Genomic DNA, 20,112 nt, shown 5'->3' with positions numbered 1-20,112 from the left:
AATGGCGCCGTTTGAAAAGTGGTTTTTATCATCATCCAAAGAAAGCCTCGAGAATTATGAAGCGATGATAGGCGGAATGACTGAGATGATTAAACGTCACTACCATGACCTAAAATCCCCTTATACTCACATAGACGTTGACGAGCTATCAAACTTAGTCAATCGTTCGGTCTATTTTAGCGAACACGAACAGCCGCTAGAAGACTTGTTTGATGATGTACAAGCCGTAGTGATGGATCATTCGCTTCATATTTCGCATCCCGGGGCAATGGCACACTTGCATTGTCCTCCGATTATACCGGCTCTTGCCGCGGAAGTGATGATTTCTGCTTTGAATCAATCTATGGACTCGTGGGATCAAAGTCCGGCAGCTACGTATATAGAAGATCAAGTGATTGATGAGTTAACACAACAAATTGGTTATCAAAGCTCTTCTTCGGGCATTTTTACAAGCGGAGGGACTCAGTCGAATTATATGGGACTTTTGCTTGCACGTAATGAATATTGTCATGCTGCATTTTCAATTGATGTGAGTGAAGAAGGCTTACCGTTCCAAGCTAAAAAACTACGAATGTTCTGCTCGGAAAAAGCTCACTTTACAGTGCAGCAATCTGCAGCTCAGCTCGGGCTGGGCATGAATGCGGTGGTGAGTGTAAAGTGCAATGAGAGGCACGAGATGGATATAGAAAATTTAGAAGAAGCAATACGGGAAGTCAAAGCACAGGGAAACCTTCCTTTTGCTATTGTAGCAACGGCAGGTACGACGGATTTTGGAAGCGTAGATCCTCTTTTTGAAATAAGTGAGCTAGCTAAAAAGGAAGGGCTTTGGCTTCATGCTGACGCCGCCTATGGAGGAGCGCTGCTATTTTCACATAAATATCGTAAACGCTTAAAAGCTCTTGAACGAGCAGATTCTATTACGATGGATTTTCATAAGTGGTTTTATCAGCCGGTGAGCTGCGGGGCATTTCTACTGAAGGATCAAGCTATGTTCAAACACATTCAGCTTCATGCAGATTATTTAAATCCTGAAGAAGATGAGCATGTACATTTGGTAGATCGCAGCATTCAAACGACCAAACGATTTGACGCTTTGAAGCTATGGCTAACTTTCCGTGCAGTAGGTACAAATGAGTATGGAAAAATGGTTGATCATACGATTGAAACGGCTAAGCAAACAGCTGAACATTTACGAAAGCAAAGGAATATTGCAGTGTTAAATGATCCTTATCTGAACGCGGTTGTCTTTCGCTATGTGCCAGAGGTCATATATGGGGATCATAACAAACAGCTGCACTATGAAAATAAGTTGAATCAGCGTATTCAGCAGCACTTATACGAAAAAGGCACTTTTATCATGGCAAAAACAAAGCATAAAGAGCGAGCCTATTTAAAACTAACGATGTTAAATCCTATGATTACATTTAATTCTGTTGCCACTCATTTAGAGGAAGTCGTTGCTTTAGGCAAACAGTGGGAGAAAAAGGAGGAGCGATTACGTGAACGCTCAGTTATCGGCTAATTTTATTACGATGCAAAACATTATTAATTGCTATATTCGAGAAACAGGTAAGGGAGTATGGGAGTCCGTTTCAGAAATAAAAAGCGAAGAAACGCTTGTTCTTAGACTAGAAAAACAGCCGGTAACTCTTTACTTTCCAGTAAAGTACCGCTCAGCCACCGGACGTCACTTGTTCTTTTCGAACTTTTCTTATCGTATTCAGCAAGAGGAGGTTAAGGAGTTAGATATCGTCACTCTTTTGGCCTTTCTTTTAAAAGAAGTAACGGATCATTTATTACAAGTAAATGAGCTAATTGTACGTGTCCTATTAAGCTATGAAAATATGAAATTATTCATTGAAAAAAGACAGAAAGAGTTAGAGACGTGCTATAAATGGGACAAAACGTTCTTAGAATCTGAGCAGTCCCTGCTTATTGGGCACCAGCTGCATCCAACACCTAAAAGCCGCCAAGGGATATTACCTGAAGAAGAAGAGGTGTTTGGGCCTGAAGTGAACGGCAAATTTCAGCTTCATTATTTTAAAGCGCATGCATCTCTTGTTGCAGAACAGTCCGCTGGAAGCCAAACCGCTTCACAGCTTATTAAAGAGCAGCTGAAAAAAGATAAGACGGTTTCTGAAGAATTCATACAGTCTTATTGCCAAGCGGACGATTACTCACTTATACCTATGCATCCGCTGCAAGCTCGTTATCTTTTAGGAAAAGAAGAAGTGTGCGAATGGATTCAAAAAGGCAGGCTTACTTATCTAGGGCCACACGGTCAGCCGTTTTATCCGACTTCGTCTGTTCGAACCGTATACAGTAAAAATGCAGATGTGATGTACAAATTTTCTATTCCGGTAAAAATCACTAATTCGCTGAGAGTGAACAAACGCAAAGAATTAAGCAGAGGAGTAGAGGTTAGCCGTTTGTTGCAAAAGGGATTACAGGCGGAGCTTCAAGAAAATCATCCGGATTTTCAAGTGATTGAAGACCCTGCTTACATCACGCTTGGAGAAAAGGAGCTTGGATTTGAAGTCATGATTCGAAGCAATCCTTTTCAAGGTAAGCAAGGGGATCGTACAACACTTCTAGCTAGTTTGTGTCAAGATCATGTGTTTGGAGAAGCTTCTCAAATTGAAAATATTATTAATCATATTGCCGCAAGTGAAAATAGCACGACTGAAGATGTGAGCAAGCGCTGGTTTAAACGCTATTTAAATGTCTCTTTTCATCCTATGATGTGGCTTTACACTCAAAAAGGAATTGCGCTGGAAGCTCATCAGCAAAATTCCGTTATTAAACTTGATGAAAACGGATATCCATCGGTGTTTTACTACCGCGATAACCAAGGCTATTACTTTATGAAATCAAAGGAACAAGAGCTTCGCAAGCTGCTTTCTTCCTTAAACGGAGAAAGCGATACGGTATGTGATGACGCTGTAGCAGAAGAAAGATTTCGTTATTACGTATTTTTTAATCATATCTTAGGATTAGTTAACGCTTTTGGTGCAGCTGGTCTCGTTCAAGAATCAAATCTGCTATTGATTTTGCGACAAGAGATCGAGATGTACAAAGAAAAAGATCATACGGGGCTTGTTTCATCAATGCTAGAAGAGAGTGTGCTTCCTTGCAAAGCCAATTTCTTAACGCGCGTTCATGATATGGATGAGCTGGTAGGATCGCTTGAAACACAGTCTATTTATGTAAATGTCGAGAATCCATTGTACGAATCTGCAGGTGTACGTGTATGAAATCGGCCTTACAAACGCAGTATCCATTTAGGGTTCAGCAAAAGGAGCAGAGCATTACCTTTCGCTCTGTTTCTTTTGCAAAAGATTTCGAACGACTGTACAAGTGGATGCATGAACCGCATGTTATTCCGTATTGGAATTTAAATATTTCAAAACAGGCTTACGAGCAGCATTTAAAAACGTTTCTAGCGGATTCCCATCAAAAACTGCTAATTGGAGAAATTGACGGTGTACCTATGAGCTATTGGGAATCTTATACGGTTGAAGGCGATATTATCAGTAACTATTACTCTTATGAAAAAGGGGATCAAGGGATTCATTTATTAATTGGAGAACCTGCTTTTTTAGGAAAAGGCTATATTTATCCGCTCCTTCTTAGTTTGCTAAAGCACAAGTTTAACGTAGCAGACACTGTTAAAGTAATAGCGGAGCCAGATATACGAAATGAAAAAATGATTGCAGTATTTAAAAAATGCGGCTTTCAATTTATGAAAGAAGTGTCGCTGCCTGATAAAACGGGTGTACTGCTGAAATGTGAAAGAGAAGTGTTTGAAAGAAGGTGGAGTGAATGGAACAACGGGACATTTTAGACGTAATTGGAGTAGGAGTTGGTCCATTTAATTTAGGATTAGCCGCTTTAATTGATAAAACAGATTGTACATATAAATGTTTTGAACAAAAGAATGAGTTTAATTGGCATCCAGGAATGCTCTTAGAAGGAACAACTCTTCAAGTGCCGTTTATGGCAGATGTGGTCACGATGGTGGATCCGAAGAGTCCATACACGTTCTTGAATTATTTGCATGAGCATGAGCGCTTGTATCAGTTTTATTTCTTTGAGAAGTTTCATATTCCGAGAAATGAATACAATCACTATTGCCGCTGGGTAGCGAGCCAGCTGAGTGGGCTTGAGTTTAACAGCACAGTAAAAGAAGTGAAAATGCATGAAGAAGCTAAGCCTTACTACGAAGTAACGGTAGAAAAAGAGGGGAAGCTTCATACCTATTACAGCTATCATCTTGTTACTGGAGTAGGTACGCAGCCCCTAGTGCCAAGAGACTTTCAAACAGTGGCAAGCGATACGTTTTATCACTCCGCTCATTATAAAATGAAGCGTGAGCAAACGATGCAGGCTAAAAGTATAACCGTAATTGGCTCTGGTCAAAGCGCAGCTGAAATTGTCTATGATTTACTTCAGCAGCAGCCTGAGTTTGATTACAAGCTGAATTGGTATACGCGCTCAAAAGGATTTTATCCAATGGAATATTCAAAGCTTGGCCTTGAACATTTTTCACCTGATTATACCCGCTATTTTTATAGATTGCCCGAAGAGAAAAAAGAGAGCGTTTTACAAAATCAAGCTCTTCTCTATAAAGGAATAAGCTTTGAAACAATCGGGGATATTTATGATTTGATTTACGAACGAACAATTGGCGGAAAAGAAGTACCGCTAACGATGCGCGCGCTTACGGAACTTGCAGGCGTTGAAAAGAAAAACGATACACATCTTCTGACCCTTCACCAATACGAGCAGGACTCATTTGAAAAAGAAGAAAGTGAAATTGTCATTATGGCTACGGGCTATCATGCAAAAGAGCCTGCTTTTATGGAAGGTTTAAAAGAACATGTACTCTTCGATGAAAAAGGCCAGCTGAAAATTAACGAACGCTATCAAGTTGAGATGAAGAAGAAAGGAGCCAAGCTATTTGTGCAAAACGGAGAGCTTCATACACATGGAGTTGGAGCACCGGACTTAGGTTTAGGCGCTTATCGAAATGCTGTTTTGATTAACCAAATTGCAGGCAAAAGCGTGTACAAAATATATAAAAATACTGTTTTCCAAAAGTTCGGATTTTAAGAAATGGTTTCCGCGCGTTTTGTTTTTATCTGCTTGTTTATGACGATGACGTCAGAAGTATTATTATCACCATTTTATCCACAGTATTTTACACATGCATTTCATGTAGATGGAGTGACGATGACGTCTTTTTTCATTATTTGCTGCCGGATTGTGGTCATTGTCATGACACCTTTATGGGGAATGCTGCTTAAGAAATGGAACATAAAATATGTAGTTGTAGCGTCACTTCTAATGACGGCCTTAATTAAAGTCATTTTGAGCGAAGTTTCTACTTTTTATGGATTTTTAGCTACTTCCTTAGTGCTGCTTGTATTTCAAAGCAGTTTATATCTTTTATACCCATATTTAGTAGGAGGCATGAAAAAAGGACAGAAAAAGGCAAGTGCTGCAACAACGTATGTATTTATTGTTCATACGGCTATTATTGTGGCTAGCTTGTTTGGAAGTACGGTTATTGCATGGGAAATGCCGCTTAAAGTATATCAATACTTTGCTTTAACTGATACGGTACTGGCCGTATGGCTCTTAACAAGAACAGCATCAACTTTAAAAACAGAGAAAACGCCGTCCATTCAAAGCACAAACGAGCCTATCTTTTTTTATTTGCTGGCGATTTTCTTTTTTCACCTTGGACACAATGTCATTCGCCCTTATTTTACATTGTTTACACATGAAACATATGGCATGAGCAGTCAAGACAGCGCTTTGTTATACGCGATGCCGAGCATTATGGCCATTGTCTTAAAGCTTACGGTACCTACCAAACTATTGAACGGCAAAGTTATACCGCTTTTTTATAGTATAACGGTTGCTAGTGTTTTGCTGCTGTGTTTGCAAGCATACGCTGATCATCTCAGCGTGTTTATTATCAGCCGAATTTTATATGGAGCCGGGTTTTATCTCAGCATGGTTATACTGGATATCTATTTATTTCGAAAAAGTAAAGAAGCGGCTGCTTACTATTACAGCTGGCTTATTGCTGTTCAAAATACCGCCCTGCTGATTGCACCGATTTTAGCATTAGAAATCAGCAAAGTGGATTTGGCATTTCCTTTAGTAGCGGGAGCAGCTGCTTTGCTAGCTGCTAATGCTGTGATGCCGCTGCGAAATAAAACAATTCCTATTCTAAGACAAGTAAAGGAGAATGAAGGATGAAGATCAAAAAAACGAATCTTTCCGTATTTAATAAGCAATCATGGGAGAAAGCAAATCGGCAGCTTTTAGCTAAAATGCTGCAGGAATTCATGTATGAACATATTATTGAGCCGAAACAACTGCAAAAACAGGGTGCGATTGCTATGTATCAATGGGAAGACCACCGAGGTGTTACGTATACATATCAAGCGAAACAGCGGATGTTTGATAGTGTTTCAGTACTCCCAGAAAGTATTAAGTTAACGTCTAAAACGTCAAACCCTACATTTTCAGAAGCGCTTCAGCTGTTAATTAGCTTATCAGAAGACAAAGGAATGTCTAGCTCAACTGCAGGTCATTTAGCAAAAGAATATTTTCATACGTTAGTAGCAGATTTGCATTTGCAAAATCGAAAATCAGCTGATGAATTAGCAAATATGGATTATGCAGAGCTAGAAGGTGAAATGACGGGACATCCTTGGATTACGTATAATAAAGGGCGCATTGGGTTTGGTTATGATGACTATCTTCGGTTTGCACCTGAGCAAAAACAAGAAATTCAGCTTTCATGGATTGCTGTAGAGAAGCAAATTGCTTCATTTCATTCGTTGGATACTCTCGGTTTTGATGATGTCATGAAGCAGGAGCTAAGCGCTGATACGCTAGCTGAATTTGAAAAAGAGTTACGAAACCAAGACCTTTCGACAGCGGATTATTATTATATTCCCGTCCATGAATGGCAGTGGCTAAACGTAATTGTTCCTTTATTTGCTGAATACATTGCAAATGATTTAATTGTTCCTTTAGGAGAAGGGAAGGATCAATACTTGCCTCAGCAGTCGATTCGTACATTCGTGAATACAACAAATCGAGATAAGTATCACGTAAAGCTTCCAATGAGTATATTAAATACGCTTGTGTACAGAGGCCTTCCAAGTGAGAGGACGGTCATTGCTCCTCAAGTCACTCAGCATATAAAAGGCATAAGAGATCGCGACACGTTTTTAAAAGATACGTGCAAAGTAGGGCTTTTAGGCGAAGTGGCTACGTTAAACGTATCTCAGCCAACGTTTGCTTCTATTAAAAACGCACCTTATCAGTATTTAGAAATGCTTGGAGTCGTTTGGCGTGAAAACATTTATCAAGAGTTAGAAGAAGACGAGCGTGCGATTACGCTAGCTGCGCTATTACATGTTGACAGTGAAGGACAAGCTTTAGTTTCGTCGTATATAAAACGGTCGGGCCTGACTCCTAACGAGTGGGTTGATGCGCTAACCAGCGCTGTTTTGCCGCCGCTACTTCACTACTTGTATCAATACGGAACTGTATTCTCCCCGCACGGGCAAAATACAGTACTGGTTCTTAAAAATAACAAGCCGGTTCGAATTATTATGAAAGATTTTGTAGACGACGTGAATATTAGTGATCAGCCGTTTGAAGAACTGCAGCAGCTATCTTTTGAATTAAAAGAAGTGCTGCGCAGCGAAGAGCCGGAAGGATTGACGCAGTTTATTTTAACAGGGTTATTTATTTGTCACTTCCGCTATTTAGCAAGCATTTTAGAAGAGCATGAAGGTGTAGAAGAAGAGGACTTTTGGAAAAGTGTACGAGCAGAAATTTTACATTATCAAGCATCATTTCCACATTTACAAAAACGATTTGAATTATTTGATTTATTGCGTCCAACTATTACTAAGTTAACGTTAAATCGAAATCGAATGTTTGATTATGGATACGAAGACGACGGAGATCGTCCTCACGCAAGCGAATATGGCAAGGTACGGAATGCTTTGCATGAAGTGAGTGAAAAAGCTGTGCAATAATAAGGAAAAGCCGCTGGTGTTGTGCCAGCGGCTTTTTTATGTTTGATTCAAAAGCAGTAAGAGAAGTGGATGAGCTACAGTACTTTAGGAAACACTCATTTTAGGTATGTACAGAATATAAAGATGAGTGAATGAACGATTTGATTGGAGTAGATATCAGAACAACAAGTATACAAGCCGAAGCAAACGTTTCGGTTTTCTTTTGTCACAGCTTTATTTCAATGTCGCATCGCTGCAAGGATAATGGTACAATTGTCTGTATATTTAAAAAAAGAGAGGGAATTACATGAAATCGCATATTCAAAAACATTTAACTTCATATAAAGAGAAATATAAAAATCGCGGTCGACTATTAATTAGCTGTCCGGATCAGCCGGGTATTGTATCGGCTGTTTCTACGTTTTTGCATGAGCACGGCGCAAATATTGTAGAATCGAGTCAACATTCAACGAACCATGAAGGCGGCATGTTTTTTATCCGTTTCGAATTTGAATGTGAGGATTTATTAGCTAAAGAAGTAAAACTAGAAGAAAGCTTCAAAAAGATTGCTGATACATTTTCAATGAACTGGCAGTTTACATATGCTCATAATTTGAAAAAAACAGCTATTTTTGTGTCAAAAGAGCCTCATTGTCTGCTAGAGCTGCTGTGGGCTTGGGAAAGCGGAGACTTGATGACAGACATCGCGGTCGTTGTAAGCAATCACGAAGATGCGCGCGAAGTAGTCGAATCGTTTGGCATTCCGTTTAAGCATATACCAGCGACAAAAGACATTCGTCAAGAAGCAGAAGCAAAACAGCTTCAAGTATTAAAAGATTATGATATTGACGTAATTATCTTGGCGCGTTATATGCAAATTTTAACGCCGACTTTTGTGGCTGAAAACCCATATCGCATCATTAATATTCATCATTCATTCTTACCGGCATTCATTGGAGCACGTCCATATGAACGCGCATATCAACGAGGCGTAAAATTAATTGGGGCCACGTCTCATTATGTAACGGACGACTTGGATGAAGGACCAATTATTGAACAAGATATTGAACGCGTGAACCACCGTGATGATGCGGATGACTTAAAGAAAAAAGGACGCTTAATTGAACGTACGGTGCTTGCACGCGCTGTGAAATGGCACTTAGAAGACCGCATTTTAGTTCATGAGAACCGCACAATTGTATTTAATTAACAAATACTAAGCTGTTAAAGAAGTAGTTTAGCCGAAGGAAGATCCGAACGATGAATCGAGATTCTTGTGAGAGAATGAAATTCGTTCGGATTTTTTTATGGTCATAGTAAAAGTAGGTTTCATCTGTTTAGTTGCTTCTAGCGCTTTCACGGAGATCAACCGCGGTCTCATAAGCAATTTATACTCGATTATTTAATTGATTTCGTTATGTCTCAGTCTCGTTTTTTCTGAGGGAATCGCTTATCTAAATGATAAAGAACTTTTCTGTATGAGCTGAGATTTAGTTGTTTACTTAGCCTGTGAACACTTATACAATAGAAAAGGACTTTTTAATAAAGGAAGTGTCGGAAGTGAAACAATATCTTGAACTTTGCGAGCATGTGTTAGCAAATGGAACAAAAAAAGAAGATCGGACAGGAACAGGTACAATTAGCACATTTGGCTATCAAATGCGTTTTAATTTACAAGAAGGTTTCCCGGTATTAACGACAAAAAAACTTCATTTGAAATCAATTATTCATGAACTGCTTTGGTTTTTACAAGGAGATACAAACGTTAAGTACTTACAGGATAACGGCGTGCGCATTTGGAATGAATGGGCGGATAAAAACGGCGAGCTTGGTCCTGTGTATGGTCATCAGTGGCGTTCATGGCCAACGCCGGACGGAGAAAAAATTGATCAAATTACAAATGTTATTAATCAAATCAAAAACAATCCTGATTCCCGCCGCTTAATGGTAAGCGCCTGGAATGTATCTGATGTAGACAATATGGCTTTGCCGCCTTGTCACTGCTTATTTCAGTTTTATGTAGCGGACGGCAAATTGTCTTGTCAATTGTATCAGCGCTCAGCTGATATTTTCCTAGGCGTACCGTTTAATATTGCTTCATATGCGCTGCTTACAATGATGGTGGCACAAGTGTGTGATTTAGAGCCTGGTGATTTTGTTCATACGTTTGGTGATGCGCATATTTACAGCAATCACATCGAACAAGTAAACCTGCAGTTGACGCGTGAGCCTCATGCATTACCAAAAATGAAAATCAATCCAGATGTAAAGTCTATCTTTGACTTTAAATTTGAAGACTTTGAATTAGTAGACTATAATGCGCATCCTCATATCAAGGGAGCTGTAAGCGTATGATTTCTCTTATTGTCGCAATGGATCAAAACGGGCTTATTGGCAAAGATAACGATTTGCCATGGCGCCTTCCAGAAGATTTGAAGTATTTCAAGCGCGTCACAACGGGTCATACGGTCGTGATGGGAAGAAAAACATTTGAATCAATTGGACGACCGCTCCCTAATCGTGAAAATGTGATTCTTACACGTCAAAAAGATTACCAGCAAGAAGGAGCAACCGTTATTCATTCAGTTGAGGAACTAGAAGCATTAGATGCTCAAAAAGAAGACGAGCTGTTTGTGATAGGTGGAGCTACTCTATATGAGCAAACGTTAGACGTTGCAAACCGACTTTATATTACGCATATTGAAGAATCGTTTGAAGGAGATACACATTTTCCTGCGATTGATTTTAGCGAATGGAAAGTTATTTCGAAGCAGCAAGGAATTAAAGATGAAAAAAATCCCTACACGTATTATTTTACCGTATACGAGCGAAGCTAATTTTTCTTGTTAATAAAAAACGCACCCTGCCCTATAAAAAGGCAGGGTGTTTTATATTGATTTTAATTGCTTCATCATTTCGTGAAAAGCGGCTGTGCTAACAAACTGTTCAGCGCTCCAGTTTGTTTCAATCCACTGAATTAGCTCGCTTGGTGTATTAAAAACTTCTCCGCTTGTATCTGCTTTGCGAAGCATATATCTACCGTTTTCTTCATCTGCAACTACTTCGCACGGAACGGCACTTTCATGACTTTGAAGTGAAAAATCCATTTGTTCCACAACCTTTCTTAATTTATACCTGTTATCGCATCAGCTGCATGTAGAAAGTATGGGCAATTTTGTAAGTCTATTTAGCGTTTGCTAAACATATGTAAAGTATGTGGACAGTGAAATAGTTGGAAAAGTTTTTTTAGTTATTATTAATGAAAAATAATGATTTTTCTAAATTTTTTGTGATATAATGTACAAATTAATAATGGTAGAAGAGGAAGGAAGTTGGTTATGAAACAACAAGTAGATAATCGAACAAAACACGTACATTTAGAGGACATCATGATTGCAAATCAATTGATTAAAGATGTTGTTGTGCATACACCACTACAGCGTAATGACGTTTTGTCTGAACGATATGAATGTAATATCTATTTAAAACGTGAGGATTTGCAGGTGGTGCGCTCATTTAAAATCCGCGGTGCGTACAATCGAATCAAAAAGTTATCCCCAGAAGAATTAGAAAATGGAATTGCCTGTGCAAGTGCAGGAAACCATGCACAAGGTGTAGCATATGCGTGCCGTCATTTAAATATCGATGGTAAAATCTTTATGCCGAGCACAACGCCGCGCCAAAAAATTAATCAAGTGAAATTTCTAGGCAAAGATAACGTAAAGGTCGTACTAATCGGAGATACGTTTGATGATTCTTATGAACAAGCTATTGCATGCAGTGAAGAGGAGCATCGAACATTTATTCATCCATTTAATGATGTAGACGTTATTGCAGGACAGGGTACAGTAGCCGTTGAAATGTTCAATGACTGTGAAGATGAAATTGACTACGTATTTGCGGGTATCGGCGGGGGCGGATTAATTTCCGGTGTCGGCACATACGTAAAAAGCATCTCGCCTCAAACAGCTGTGATTGGGGTGGAACCAGCAGGCGCGCCTGGTATGCAGACATCTTTAGCAAATGGAAATGTAGTGACGCTACCGGCAATCGATCCATTTGTAGACGGAGCGGCTGTTAAAACAGTTGGAACGCTTCCGTATGACATCAGTAAAGAGCTTGTGGACGATATTGTAGTTGTTCCTGAAGGCAAGGTTTGCACAACCATTTTATCTCTATACAATGAAAATGCGATTGTAGCAGAACCAGCAGGAGCTCTTTCGATTGCTGCTCTTGACTCATACCGTGAGCAAATTAAAGGAAAAACGGTTGTTTGCGTCATTAGCGGAGGCAACAATGATATTGGACGTATGCAAGAAATCAAAGAACGTTCGATGATTTATGAAGGATTACAGCATTATTTTATCGTTAATTTCCCTCAGCGCGCAGGAGCTCTTCGTGAATTTTTAGACGAAGTGCTTGGACCGACAGACGATATTTCGCGCTTTGAGTATACGAAAAAGAATAACAAAGACAGCGGGCCGGCACTTGTGGGAATTGAGCTTAAGCATAAAGAAGATTATTATCCACTAATTAACCGTATGGATAAAAAAGGATTTCCTTACACGGAAATTAATAAAGAAAGCAACTTGTTTCACTTATTTATTTAAATAGAAGGTCGTTTTAAAAAGGAATGCTTCATCAACTGTCGAATAAGTTGATGAAGCATTTTTATTTTAAAAAATATTTGTGTTTTCTTTTTATTTTATCAAGACAGAAAGTGCCTCAAGCATTATAATAAAATAAACGGGTAAAAAGAGGGTTGATCGCCTTGCTATTAAAAAGCCTTGAATTCAAACATGTCAGTGGTCAAAAAGTAAAAATTACTGAAATTCCAGTTTTAGAGGAAAATAGCACGTTTCGGTTCATGTTATCTGCAAAACTTGATTTATTTATTAGACAAATCACGAACGAATCAGTTCCGAAGCAAACCTACTCGTTTCAAGAATATTTAAAACGCGTGCTGAAATGGAAAGATTACGAACAGCTCTTTAAGTCTCATGTATTAAAGCATAATGCATAAACGTAAAAGTTGACTTTTCTGAATATTTCAGCAGAGTCAACTTTTTTTGTTGATATAAAAGGTTGAACATGCGTTTTACGAATTAGCAAAACTTGCATTCTATTATAACTATATTGTTGTAAGCGTTCATGTTATACTAGTCTGCAATGCATCTTATAGGGGTGAACACATGGCGAAAATTAAAGTGGTAACGGATTCAACAATTGATTTAACGTTGGAAGAAGCTGAAAAATACGGTATTGAGATGATACCTTTATGTATTAACATTGATAATGAAACGTATTTAGATCGCGTGGAATTAACGCCGACAGATTTTATTGAAAAAATGAAAAATTCAAAAGAATTACCAAAAAGCTCTCAGCCAGCTATTGGTTCTTTTATTGAAGTATATGAACGATTAGTGAGTGAAGGGTATGACGTCATTTCGATTCATATGACTGGAGGAATGAGCGGAACTGTTCGAGCAGCTGAAAGCGCGGCTCAAATGGTAGCAGGAAATATCACCGTTGTCGATTCTATGTATATTACAAAAGCTCTTTCGTTTCAAGTCTTTGAAGCGGTGAAAATGATTGAAGAAGGGCATACAGTAGAAGAAATTATCACGCGCCTGGAAGAGGTGCGTCAAAATACGAATCTTTTTGTCGTAGTTGATACGCTTGAAAATTTGGTTAAAGGTGGACGTATTGGACGAGGAAAAGGATTGATCGGTTCTCTTTTAAATATTAAGCCGATTGCTTCTCTAGCTGACGGAGTATATACTCCTGTTGCTAAAGTGCGCAGCCATTCTCAAATTGTTAAGTTTTTAACGAAACAGTTTGAAGAGCATACAGAAGGAAAAAGTATTAAAGGAGTAGGGCTTGTACATGCAGATGGACTTGGGCTCGCTTCTAAGTTAAAAGAATCAATCGTGAAGGCAAGAGGCTATACGCAATTTTCGATTGAAGATACCACGCCTATTATCTCGACGCATACGGGTATTGGTGCAATTGGTTTTATGTATTTTGCTGAATAAAGTGAGTTGCTTTTTGCAAGTCACTTTTTTGGCTTTCTCTTTTTTGGAAAAAGGAGAAAGAGAAGTGGACGAACGTGTGATATAATAGAATCAACTTTCTACCAGCGAATGCTGTGCTGGTTACTATTCTTTTGAATCCGGAGTATACCGATGAAAAAATATATTCGAAATTTGAGTGTGTTTAACAAAACGGTTTTATTTTCTACTTTAATTGTAGTCGCCCTTGGAGTCATTTCTTTAGCCATTAGCTATCAAGTTCAAAAAAAAATGGCAAAAGAGACGTTAACGCAGCACGTGTTAATTATGGCCGATTTATGGAGGGAGTCTTTATCTAAACAAGACGTAATAGCAGCAGTGGATTCAAGGAACGGGACGATTCCTGAAAAAGACGAGCTAGAAAAGCAGTTCAGAAAGATTTATGAATTGCATCCGTCATACTTGCAGGGATATATTATGACGACCGAAAAATTCAAATCGCATGGAAATAAGATTATCGTAACAGCGAATAAGAAAATTAAACAATCGCTAGAGCCGTCCATGATTTATTATGGGGGAGAAGAATTTTATAAATCATTTAAGCAAGCAGAACAAGAAAAGAAAAATATCGTAACATCTACATACAAAGACGAATTCGGGACGTGGATAACCGTTTTATCGCCTATTACAAACAGCTCTGGAAAAGTTGTGGCTATTCTTGGTGTAGATATAGATGCAAGCGCTATCTATATCTATCAAAAACGTTTAATTGTGTCTTTGGTCGTTGCGTTTACGCTTCTGTTTACCTTCATTATTGTGATTCAAGACTGGGGACTAAGGCGATTAATGTCGCCCCTTGGGGAATTAATAGAAGGGATTCAAGCGGTAAGTCAAGGGGAATTTGATGTGAAGCTGACACACGAAGATGATTCTGAGTTAGGGAATGTACACACAAGATTTAATGAAATGACCGAGCGGCTGCAGCAGCTTTTTCATCAAGTGTCGGTAACAAAAGAACACCTGAATGTAGAAACAGATCTCAGTCATACAAAAGACGGAATTACCAAAGCGATTGATGAATTGGAAGTCATTATGGAAAAAACAAGGATGCAAAAGGAATTGCAGCGAGCAGAGAAAATGAATGCAATTGGTCAATTAGCTGCTTCTGTAGCGCATGAAATTCGAAATCCTATGACGGTGGTAAAGGGGTTTTTGCAGCTGTTTCAAGATAATACAAAGCTTTCAAACACTGAATTAAGTTACATTCATCTTATGATTAACGAAATGGACAGAGCGGAAGCGATTATTCATGACTATTTATCTTTAGCCAAGCCGGATGTTCATCAGCATCGTTTTATTAACTGCTTAGAGTGTATTACAAGCTTAGTAGACTTATTATCTTCTTATGCTTTGTTAACAAACAATATACTCATAGAATTAGACGCAAAAGAAGAGGTGTATGTTCGCGGCAGCCGAAACGAATTGAATCAAGTTCTGCTTAATATTATGAAAAATGGAATTGAAGCCATGAGAGCTGGAGGAACGCTTCGAGTAGGACTTTACAAGCGAGAAGGGCATGTACATATTCAAATTGAAGATACTGGTATAGGCATGACCAGTGAACAAGTGAACCGGCTGGGAACAGCGTTTTATTCTTTAAAAGAAAAAGGAACAGGGATTGGTCTGATGGTTTCTTATCAACTGGTCGAACAAATGAATGGAAGAATTGAAGTGGAAAGCATACCAGGAAAAGGTTCAACGTTTACCTTGATTTTCCCTAGCTATGACTAAACTTTAATCGTGCAGGAGGAACATATGAAAAGCTGGTCTTATAAATTGTTTTTTTACTGCTCATTAGTTGCATGATGTTAACAGCCTGTGGTTCCAAAATAGAAAATCCGCTTAATTGGAAGATGGACTCTTTTTCTTATGTTAATCAAGATCAAAAGAAAGTAGGGCTAAGTCAGCTGAAAGGGAACGTTTGGGTAGCTAACTTTATCTTCACAAGCTGCGAAACCGTATGTCCCCCAATGACGGCTCATATGGCTAAATTACAAAAAATGGCCAAGGATGAAGGGCTGGACGTTCGCTTTGTTTCATTTAGCGTAGACCCTGAAGTGGACACTCCGCAGAAAATGAAGGACTATGCGGCTAAATTTGGCGCTGATTTTTCGAATTGGGATTTCTTAACGGGTTATAAACAAGCGGAAATTGAAAAGTTTGCGCTGGATCAATTTAAGATGATTGTGAAAAAGCCGCAAGAAAATCCGCAGGTTATTCACGGTACGTATTTTTTTCTCATTGACAAAGATGGAGTGGTTCAAAAATCTTATCAGGGAGTGACTGATCCTCCTTATGATGATATGATCAAAGATATCAAAACCCTTCAGTAAGAGCTATAAATTTGTCAAATCTATCCGCCAAACACAGCTATCTTTACAGTGATGTGTTAGCGGATATTTTTATGAAACAAACATGGTTATCCTTTTTTTTACATATACTATATATAGAAAACGTAGTAAAATATCAACTTGACATAGTATGATAAGATATAAAGATATAGTTATTCAGAGCGGTAAGCAGTATTGCTTGTGACAGCGAGAATACAGCATAGTTAGTAGGTGTTATGATGAGAAAATGGAAAAGTATAGTGATAAGCAGTATGAGTGCGGTGGTGTTAGCGAGCTGTTCGACGACGACTTTTTTGCCGGCGGACAATAAAGAAGAAGCCGTTCAAAAAGAAGTGGATTTAACACCTAAGAAGCATATTCCGAAAGGCTTTTTTCCTGTAGATTTAGATATTGTAGCCATTGGTGACTCATTAACAGAAGGAGTAGGAGATGAGTCTAAAAAAGGCGGTTATGTACCATACTTAACTAAATACCTTTCTAAACAAAATGAAGTGCAAAATGTACGAACAGAGAATCTAGGCAAAAGAGGAAACCGGACGGATCAGCTATTAGCGAGGTTAAATCAGCCGGGAGTAGCAGCTGAAGTATCCAGAGCAGACATCGTTTTCTTGACGATTGGCGGCAATGACGTGATGAAAGTGGTAAGGGATTACTTTTACAATATCTCAATTAAGACGTTTGAATCACAGCAGTCCAGATATGAAAAACGGCTAAATGACGTGTTTTCACGTATACGTAAGCTTAATCCTAATGCCCATATTTATTTAATTGGTTTTTATAATCCATTCTTTAAATCATTAAGTGATGTGAAAGAAATTAATGTCGTTATTAATGAATGGAATGCGGCAAGCGAGAAAATTGCTTCTCAATATGATAATGTAAGTTATGTAAAAATTGATGATATTTTTTATGATTCTGACGTAAATTTATTAGGGAAAGACGAGTTTCACCCTAATAAAAAAGGGTACAAACTAATGGCTGAGCGCATTAGTAAATCAATGGAGGAAGAAGATCCTCTCGTTGGAGACCAGAAAAAGGAAACAGCAGAAGAAGTTACATCTGATGAAAAAGAGAAAAACACGAAAGAGAGTGGGAACGAGTAAGGAGATTGTTATATGAAAAAGTGGAAAACCCTATTTATCGCGTTATTAGGGATTAATGTTCTAGGGGCTATCCTTATTATTGCGTTTATTTTTCAACCGGTTGACAAGGCCAATCCAACTCCCTCTGAAAAAGTAGAAGGAGACGCAGAACTAACTATTTTGGCTAAAAAAGCGGACTTAAATGTACTGATTGATAAATATTTAAAAAAAGAATTTAAGAATCAGCCGCTTAACTACAAAATTACTCTTACCGATGTAGTAAGAGTAGACGGAACGATTCAAGTATTCGGCGATGATATTAATATTCGAATGACATTTGATCCAATCGTACAAAAAAATGGAGATATTGTGCTTGAACAGCAGTCACTTTCTGTTGGAAAGCTGCAGCTCCCTGTCCGCACAGTGCTTCGATATGTAAATAATAACTTTGCGCTACCAGAATGGGTAACGATTGATCCAAAGAATGAATCAGTATACGTAGCGTTACAGCAGATGAAGTTAGAGAGTGATTTTGCTGTAAAAGTACAAAAGTTTGATTTGAAAAATGATGATATTCGCGTACGTTTAATTTCACGCAGTGAATAAAAAAACCTTCCAATTTGGAAGGTTTTTTTTGTTAACGATCTTGGGAAATCAGCGCTTCTAATACAGGACGGTTCTTAGCAAATCCGACGGCATATACCGTATATGTTCGATTCGGCCGAAGGTTCAGTGCCGGGATTTCGAGTACTACATTTTTGGTTCCTGCTATGCGCACGCTAAGTTGAACGTGCATGGGGGATAAAGGCAAATATTTTGTGACTTCTTTAAACTGCACGCCAGAAAAAATGACGTCTCCGCCTCTAGCCGCAATATCCACAGCGGGAGCATCAGGAGAAAGGTGCACAAACCGAAGCTTTGTTTCTCCACTTGGTACATCCGTATTGTCATAGATAAATAATAAATCAAGCTTGTTTAGCTCATCTACCGCCGCTACCGTGTAATTTTGATTTCCTTCAAATGTAAATGATTCTGTTAAAACAGGTCTTTCCGTTTCTCCAGCGGGATAAATAGAAATTGTATATCTTCCAGGTTCTTGTAATTCAATATAATCTGTTTCCTGTTTATAAGTTAAATTGCGGATCACTCGTTTGTTGTTAATATAAATATCTACAGATGGAGAATCTGGAGAAGCGTGAAGTATACGAATTTGCGGCGGATTTACGCGCAAATTCGTATTTTCAGAAGAAGTTAAGATGGCCTGCTGAATATAGTACAAATGCTTTTGATAATAATGAATATGCTTAGAGGGATCACTATACTTATAGTAGTTAGCTAGAAAATCGTATTTCATTGCTTTTTTAATATATTGATCAAAGGAATAATTAGCCATATGTTCAGCTCCCTTATTGTCGGAGTATAAAAACATTTCCATACGTAACCAAACATATGCTAAAACTCATAATTTATGCCGATCACTGATCACTCCCGAGACCTCCCAGAAGAAACAATGAGCCAAATGCCCTCTATGTGCATATACTGAATCAAATTATTGACTGAAGGCTCATTGTACGACCGAAATTAGTATAGAAAAAGGAGTGAGAGCATGCGCGATTTTTATGCTCGGATGCTACGGTTAATGATGTTAAGTTTTTTACTGCTGCTACTTTTAATTCAGTTTACAGAGCGCTCTACTTCATTTATTCACATTACCCCCGCGCTAAATAAAGTAGCCGAGCGAATTGAGCTGATTACTTATGATCAATAAATGTATGTTTTCTGCGTTTCGATATGTACTTGTTCTTTATGCTATCTGCTTTACATTTTTGTTTGTTAGTACAGTTCCAAGCTTATTTGGTTTCACCGTGACCGTTCAAGAAACGGATTATCACCACCTGCATCGCGGAGATATAGTTGTCTTTAGAGACGCATCACCTTCTTCAAAGAATGAACTTGTACTGGCCCATAATCAAGAGCTTGATGTACTGGTTACAGCTCAAAGAGATTCTTTGCCTGCTTCTTTTAAAGTGATTGGAAGCTACGCATACCATCTCCCGTATATAGGGGTCATTATTGAGTTTATGAAAGATTTTACTACGTTACTGGTGATGGGAAGTATTCTATTTTTGCTGTTTTCGTATACGCTGCAGCCCAAAAGGCGAATATGGCGTAAGAGAAAGTAAAAAATGGGCGAATGCACATACAGGACAATCAACTAACGCATATAAAGTACAGTGTACGAAATGAATAAAAAAACAAGAGGAGAGAGATTGCTATGTATAACTACGATTGTTACGATCCATGCCATCACGGAGGCTATCACCACCTATATGATACTTGCCACTATCCAATTAGCTATCCAATTGGCGGTTATCATCATTGCGGAACGGGCCAGTCATTTGCATTAATTGTTGTACTATTTATTTTATTAATCATCATTGGCTGCACCTGTTTTTGCTGATTAGGTGTCATTTGCTCGCATGTGCGAGCTTTTTATAACAGATGGAAAAGGACAAACTTACATATAAATTGTTTAAATAGTAAAAAAATTTTGCCA

Annotated in this window: 21 protein-coding genes; 19 read left to right on the top strand and 2 right to left on the bottom strand. The window is 38.5% G+C overall.

Translation table 11 applies throughout. The features are described 5' to 3' along the window. The first annotated feature begins 1 nt into the window (after position 1). The 9 genes from N178_RS01555 (at position 2) to N178_RS01515 (ending at position 10,888) form a co-directional block, all read left to right on the top strand. A complete protein-coding gene (locus N178_RS01555; RefSeq protein WP_045289998.1) occupies positions 2–1,522 on the top strand; it encodes a pyridoxal phosphate-dependent decarboxylase family protein in 1,521 nt (506 codons plus the stop codon). Further along, the gene (locus N178_RS01550; protein ID WP_052942368.1) at positions 1,500–3,254 is read left to right on the top strand and encodes an IucA/IucC family protein; all 1,755 of its coding nucleotides are present in this window, start codon (positions 1,500–1,502) and stop codon (positions 3,252–3,254) included. Before N178_RS01555 ends, N178_RS01550 begins: the two co-directional genes overlap by 23 nt. After that, positions 3,251–3,844, top strand: a complete 594-nt coding sequence (locus tag N178_RS01545; RefSeq protein ID WP_045289996.1) for a GNAT family N-acetyltransferase — start codon at positions 3,251–3,253, stop codon at positions 3,842–3,844. Before N178_RS01550 ends, N178_RS01545 begins: the two co-directional genes overlap by 4 nt. Next, positions 3,823–5,112 (top strand): lysine N(6)-hydroxylase/L-ornithine N(5)-oxygenase family protein, encoded by a 1,290-nt coding sequence (locus N178_RS01540; protein ID WP_045289994.1) that lies wholly within the window; start codon positions 3,823–3,825, stop codon positions 5,110–5,112. The genes N178_RS01545 and N178_RS01540 overlap by 22 nt, the downstream gene beginning before the upstream one ends. Positions 5,113–5,115: 3 nt before the next feature. After that, positions 5,116–6,270 carry an MFS transporter gene (locus N178_RS01535; protein WP_045289992.1) on the top strand — a complete coding sequence of 385 codons (1,155 nt, stop codon included), beginning with the start codon at positions 5,116–5,118 and terminating at the stop codon, positions 6,268–6,270. Further along, a complete protein-coding gene (locus tag N178_RS01530) occupies positions 6,267–8,072 on the top strand; it encodes an IucA/IucC family protein (protein WP_045289990.1) in 1,806 nt (601 codons plus the stop codon). The genes N178_RS01535 and N178_RS01530 overlap by 4 nt, the downstream gene beginning before the upstream one ends. Positions 8,073–8,358: 286 nt before the next feature. After that, positions 8,359–9,261, top strand: coding sequence for a formyltetrahydrofolate deformylase (gene purU, locus N178_RS01525; protein ID WP_045289989.1), 903 nt, complete (start codon positions 8,359–8,361; stop codon positions 9,259–9,261). 350 nt (positions 9,262–9,611) lie between these two features. Next, entirely contained in the window at positions 9,612–10,406 is a 795-nt protein-coding gene (locus N178_RS01520) for a thymidylate synthase (RefSeq protein ID WP_045289987.1), read from the top strand. Continuing rightward, the gene (locus N178_RS01515; protein ID WP_045289985.1) at positions 10,403–10,888 is read left to right on the top strand and encodes a dihydrofolate reductase; all 486 of its coding nucleotides are present in this window, start codon (positions 10,403–10,405) and stop codon (positions 10,886–10,888) included. The genes N178_RS01520 and N178_RS01515 overlap by 4 nt, the downstream gene beginning before the upstream one ends. A 51-nt stretch (positions 10,889–10,939) precedes the next feature. Here N178_RS01515 and N178_RS01510 read toward each other — a convergent pair whose 3' ends face one another. Beyond that, a complete protein-coding gene (locus tag N178_RS01510) occupies positions 10,940–11,158 on the bottom strand; it encodes a hypothetical protein (RefSeq protein WP_045289983.1) in 219 nt (72 codons plus the stop codon). A gap of 231 nt (positions 11,159–11,389) precedes the next feature. Here N178_RS01510 and ilvA point away from each other — a divergent pair, with 231 nt between their 5' ends. The 7 genes from ilvA to N178_RS01475 all read left to right on the top strand — a co-directional run bounded on the left by ilvA (position 11,390) and on the right by N178_RS01475 (position 18,161). Next, complete coding sequence (gene ilvA, locus N178_RS01505) at positions 11,390–12,661, top strand: threonine ammonia-lyase IlvA (RefSeq protein WP_013084697.1); 1,272 nt, start codon at positions 11,390–11,392, stop codon at positions 12,659–12,661. 161 nt (positions 12,662–12,822) lie between these two features. After that, the gene (locus tag N178_RS01500) at positions 12,823–13,074 is read left to right on the top strand and encodes a YpmP family protein (RefSeq protein WP_013058743.1); all 252 of its coding nucleotides are present in this window, start codon (positions 12,823–12,825) and stop codon (positions 13,072–13,074) included. Positions 13,075–13,243: 169 nt separating this feature from the next. Beyond that, the gene (locus N178_RS01495; protein ID WP_045289980.1) at positions 13,244–14,086 is read left to right on the top strand and encodes a DegV family protein; all 843 of its coding nucleotides are present in this window, start codon (positions 13,244–13,246) and stop codon (positions 14,084–14,086) included. 150 nt (positions 14,087–14,236) lie between these two features. Continuing rightward, positions 14,237–15,853: an ATP-binding protein gene (locus N178_RS01490; RefSeq protein ID WP_045289978.1), complete on the top strand. Its 1,617-nt coding sequence runs from the start codon at positions 14,237–14,239 to the stop codon at positions 15,851–15,853. A 71-nt stretch (positions 15,854–15,924) separates the two neighbouring features. Then, positions 15,925–16,455: an SCO family protein gene (locus N178_RS01485; protein ID WP_045289976.1), complete on the top strand. Its 531-nt coding sequence runs from the start codon at positions 15,925–15,927 to the stop codon at positions 16,453–16,455. Between the two features lie 233 nt (positions 16,456–16,688). Next, a complete protein-coding gene (locus tag N178_RS01480) occupies positions 16,689–17,576 on the top strand; it encodes an SGNH/GDSL hydrolase family protein (protein ID WP_237758373.1) in 888 nt (295 codons plus the stop codon). A gap of 12 nt (positions 17,577–17,588) precedes the next feature. Further along, a complete protein-coding gene (locus N178_RS01475; RefSeq protein WP_013058738.1) occupies positions 17,589–18,161 on the top strand; it encodes a YpmS family protein in 573 nt (190 codons plus the stop codon). Positions 18,162–18,192: 31 nt separating this feature from the next. Here the strand turns inward: N178_RS01475 and N178_RS01470 are convergent, their stop codons facing one another. Continuing rightward, entirely contained in the window at positions 18,193–18,948 is a 756-nt protein-coding gene (locus N178_RS01470; protein ID WP_045289971.1) for a DUF4397 domain-containing protein, read from the bottom strand. Between the two features lie 213 nt (positions 18,949–19,161). On the opposite strand from N178_RS01470, the gene N178_RS26855 reads away from it, so the two are divergent. The 3 genes from N178_RS26855 (at position 19,162) to N178_RS25650 (ending at position 20,016) form a co-directional block, all read left to right on the top strand. Continuing rightward, positions 19,162–19,323 (top strand): hypothetical protein, encoded by a 162-nt coding sequence (locus N178_RS26855; RefSeq protein WP_169746648.1) that lies wholly within the window; start codon positions 19,162–19,164, stop codon positions 19,321–19,323. Beyond that, positions 19,313–19,738 carry a hypothetical protein gene (locus N178_RS01465; protein WP_237758372.1) on the top strand — a complete coding sequence of 142 codons (426 nt, stop codon included), beginning with the start codon at positions 19,313–19,315 and terminating at the stop codon, positions 19,736–19,738. The genes N178_RS26855 and N178_RS01465 overlap by 11 nt, the downstream gene beginning before the upstream one ends. Before the next feature lie 92 nt (positions 19,739–19,830). Beyond that, entirely contained in the window at positions 19,831–20,016 is a 186-nt protein-coding gene (locus N178_RS25650) for a YjcZ family sporulation protein (RefSeq protein ID WP_075419415.1), read from the top strand. The last annotated feature ends 96 nt before the right edge of the window (positions 20,017–20,112 follow it).

It is taken from the genome of Priestia aryabhattai B8W22 (assembly GCF_000956595.1).
GTDB lineage: Bacteria > Bacillota > Bacilli > Bacillales > Bacillaceae_H > Priestia > Priestia aryabhattai.
Note: the sequence above shows the minus strand (reverse complement) of the source record. Positions and strands in the feature narration are given on the sequence as shown.

Bases quoted from the DNA above. Each gene is read 5' to 3' on its own strand.
- N178_RS01470 (WP_045289971.1), bottom strand. From the start codon at position 18,948: ATGGCTAATTATTCCTTTGATCAATATATTAAAAAAGCAATGAAATAC.
- N178_RS01465 (WP_237758372.1), top strand. From the start codon at position 19,313: ATGATCAATAAATGTATGTTTTCTGCGTTTCGATATGTACTTGTTCTT.
- N178_RS01555 (WP_045289998.1), top strand. From the start codon at position 2: ATGGCGCCGTTTGAAAAGTGGTTTTTATCATCATCCAAAGAAAGCCTC.
- N178_RS01515 (WP_045289985.1), top strand. From the start codon at position 10,403: ATGATTTCTCTTATTGTCGCAATGGATCAAAACGGGCTTATTGGCAAA.
- N178_RS01495 (WP_045289980.1), top strand. From the start codon at position 13,244: ATGGCGAAAATTAAAGTGGTAACGGATTCAACAATTGATTTAACGTTG.
- N178_RS26855 (WP_169746648.1), top strand. From the start codon at position 19,162: ATGCGCGATTTTTATGCTCGGATGCTACGGTTAATGATGTTAAGTTTT.
- N178_RS01510 (WP_045289983.1), bottom strand. From the start codon at position 11,158: ATGGATTTTTCACTTCAAAGTCATGAAAGTGCCGTTCCGTGCGAAGTA.
- N178_RS01545 (WP_045289996.1), top strand. From the start codon at position 3,251: ATGAAATCGGCCTTACAAACGCAGTATCCATTTAGGGTTCAGCAAAAG.
- N178_RS01485 (WP_045289976.1), top strand. From the start codon at position 15,925: ATGATGTTAACAGCCTGTGGTTCCAAAATAGAAAATCCGCTTAATTGG.
- ilvA (WP_013084697.1), top strand. From the start codon at position 11,390: ATGAAACAACAAGTAGATAATCGAACAAAACACGTACATTTAGAGGAC.
- purU (WP_045289989.1), top strand. From the start codon at position 8,359: ATGAAATCGCATATTCAAAAACATTTAACTTCATATAAAGAGAAATAT.
- N178_RS01540 (WP_045289994.1), top strand. From the start codon at position 3,823: ATGGAACAACGGGACATTTTAGACGTAATTGGAGTAGGAGTTGGTCCA.
- N178_RS01535 (WP_045289992.1), top strand. From the start codon at position 5,116: ATGGTTTCCGCGCGTTTTGTTTTTATCTGCTTGTTTATGACGATGACG.
- N178_RS01530 (WP_045289990.1), top strand. From the start codon at position 6,267: ATGAAGATCAAAAAAACGAATCTTTCCGTATTTAATAAGCAATCATGG.
- N178_RS01480 (WP_237758373.1), top strand. From the start codon at position 16,689: ATGATGAGAAAATGGAAAAGTATAGTGATAAGCAGTATGAGTGCGGTG.
- N178_RS25650 (WP_075419415.1), top strand. From the start codon at position 19,831: ATGTATAACTACGATTGTTACGATCCATGCCATCACGGAGGCTATCAC.
- N178_RS01490 (WP_045289978.1), top strand. From the start codon at position 14,237: ATGAAAAAATATATTCGAAATTTGAGTGTGTTTAACAAAACGGTTTTA.
- N178_RS01475 (WP_013058738.1), top strand. From the start codon at position 17,589: ATGAAAAAGTGGAAAACCCTATTTATCGCGTTATTAGGGATTAATGTT.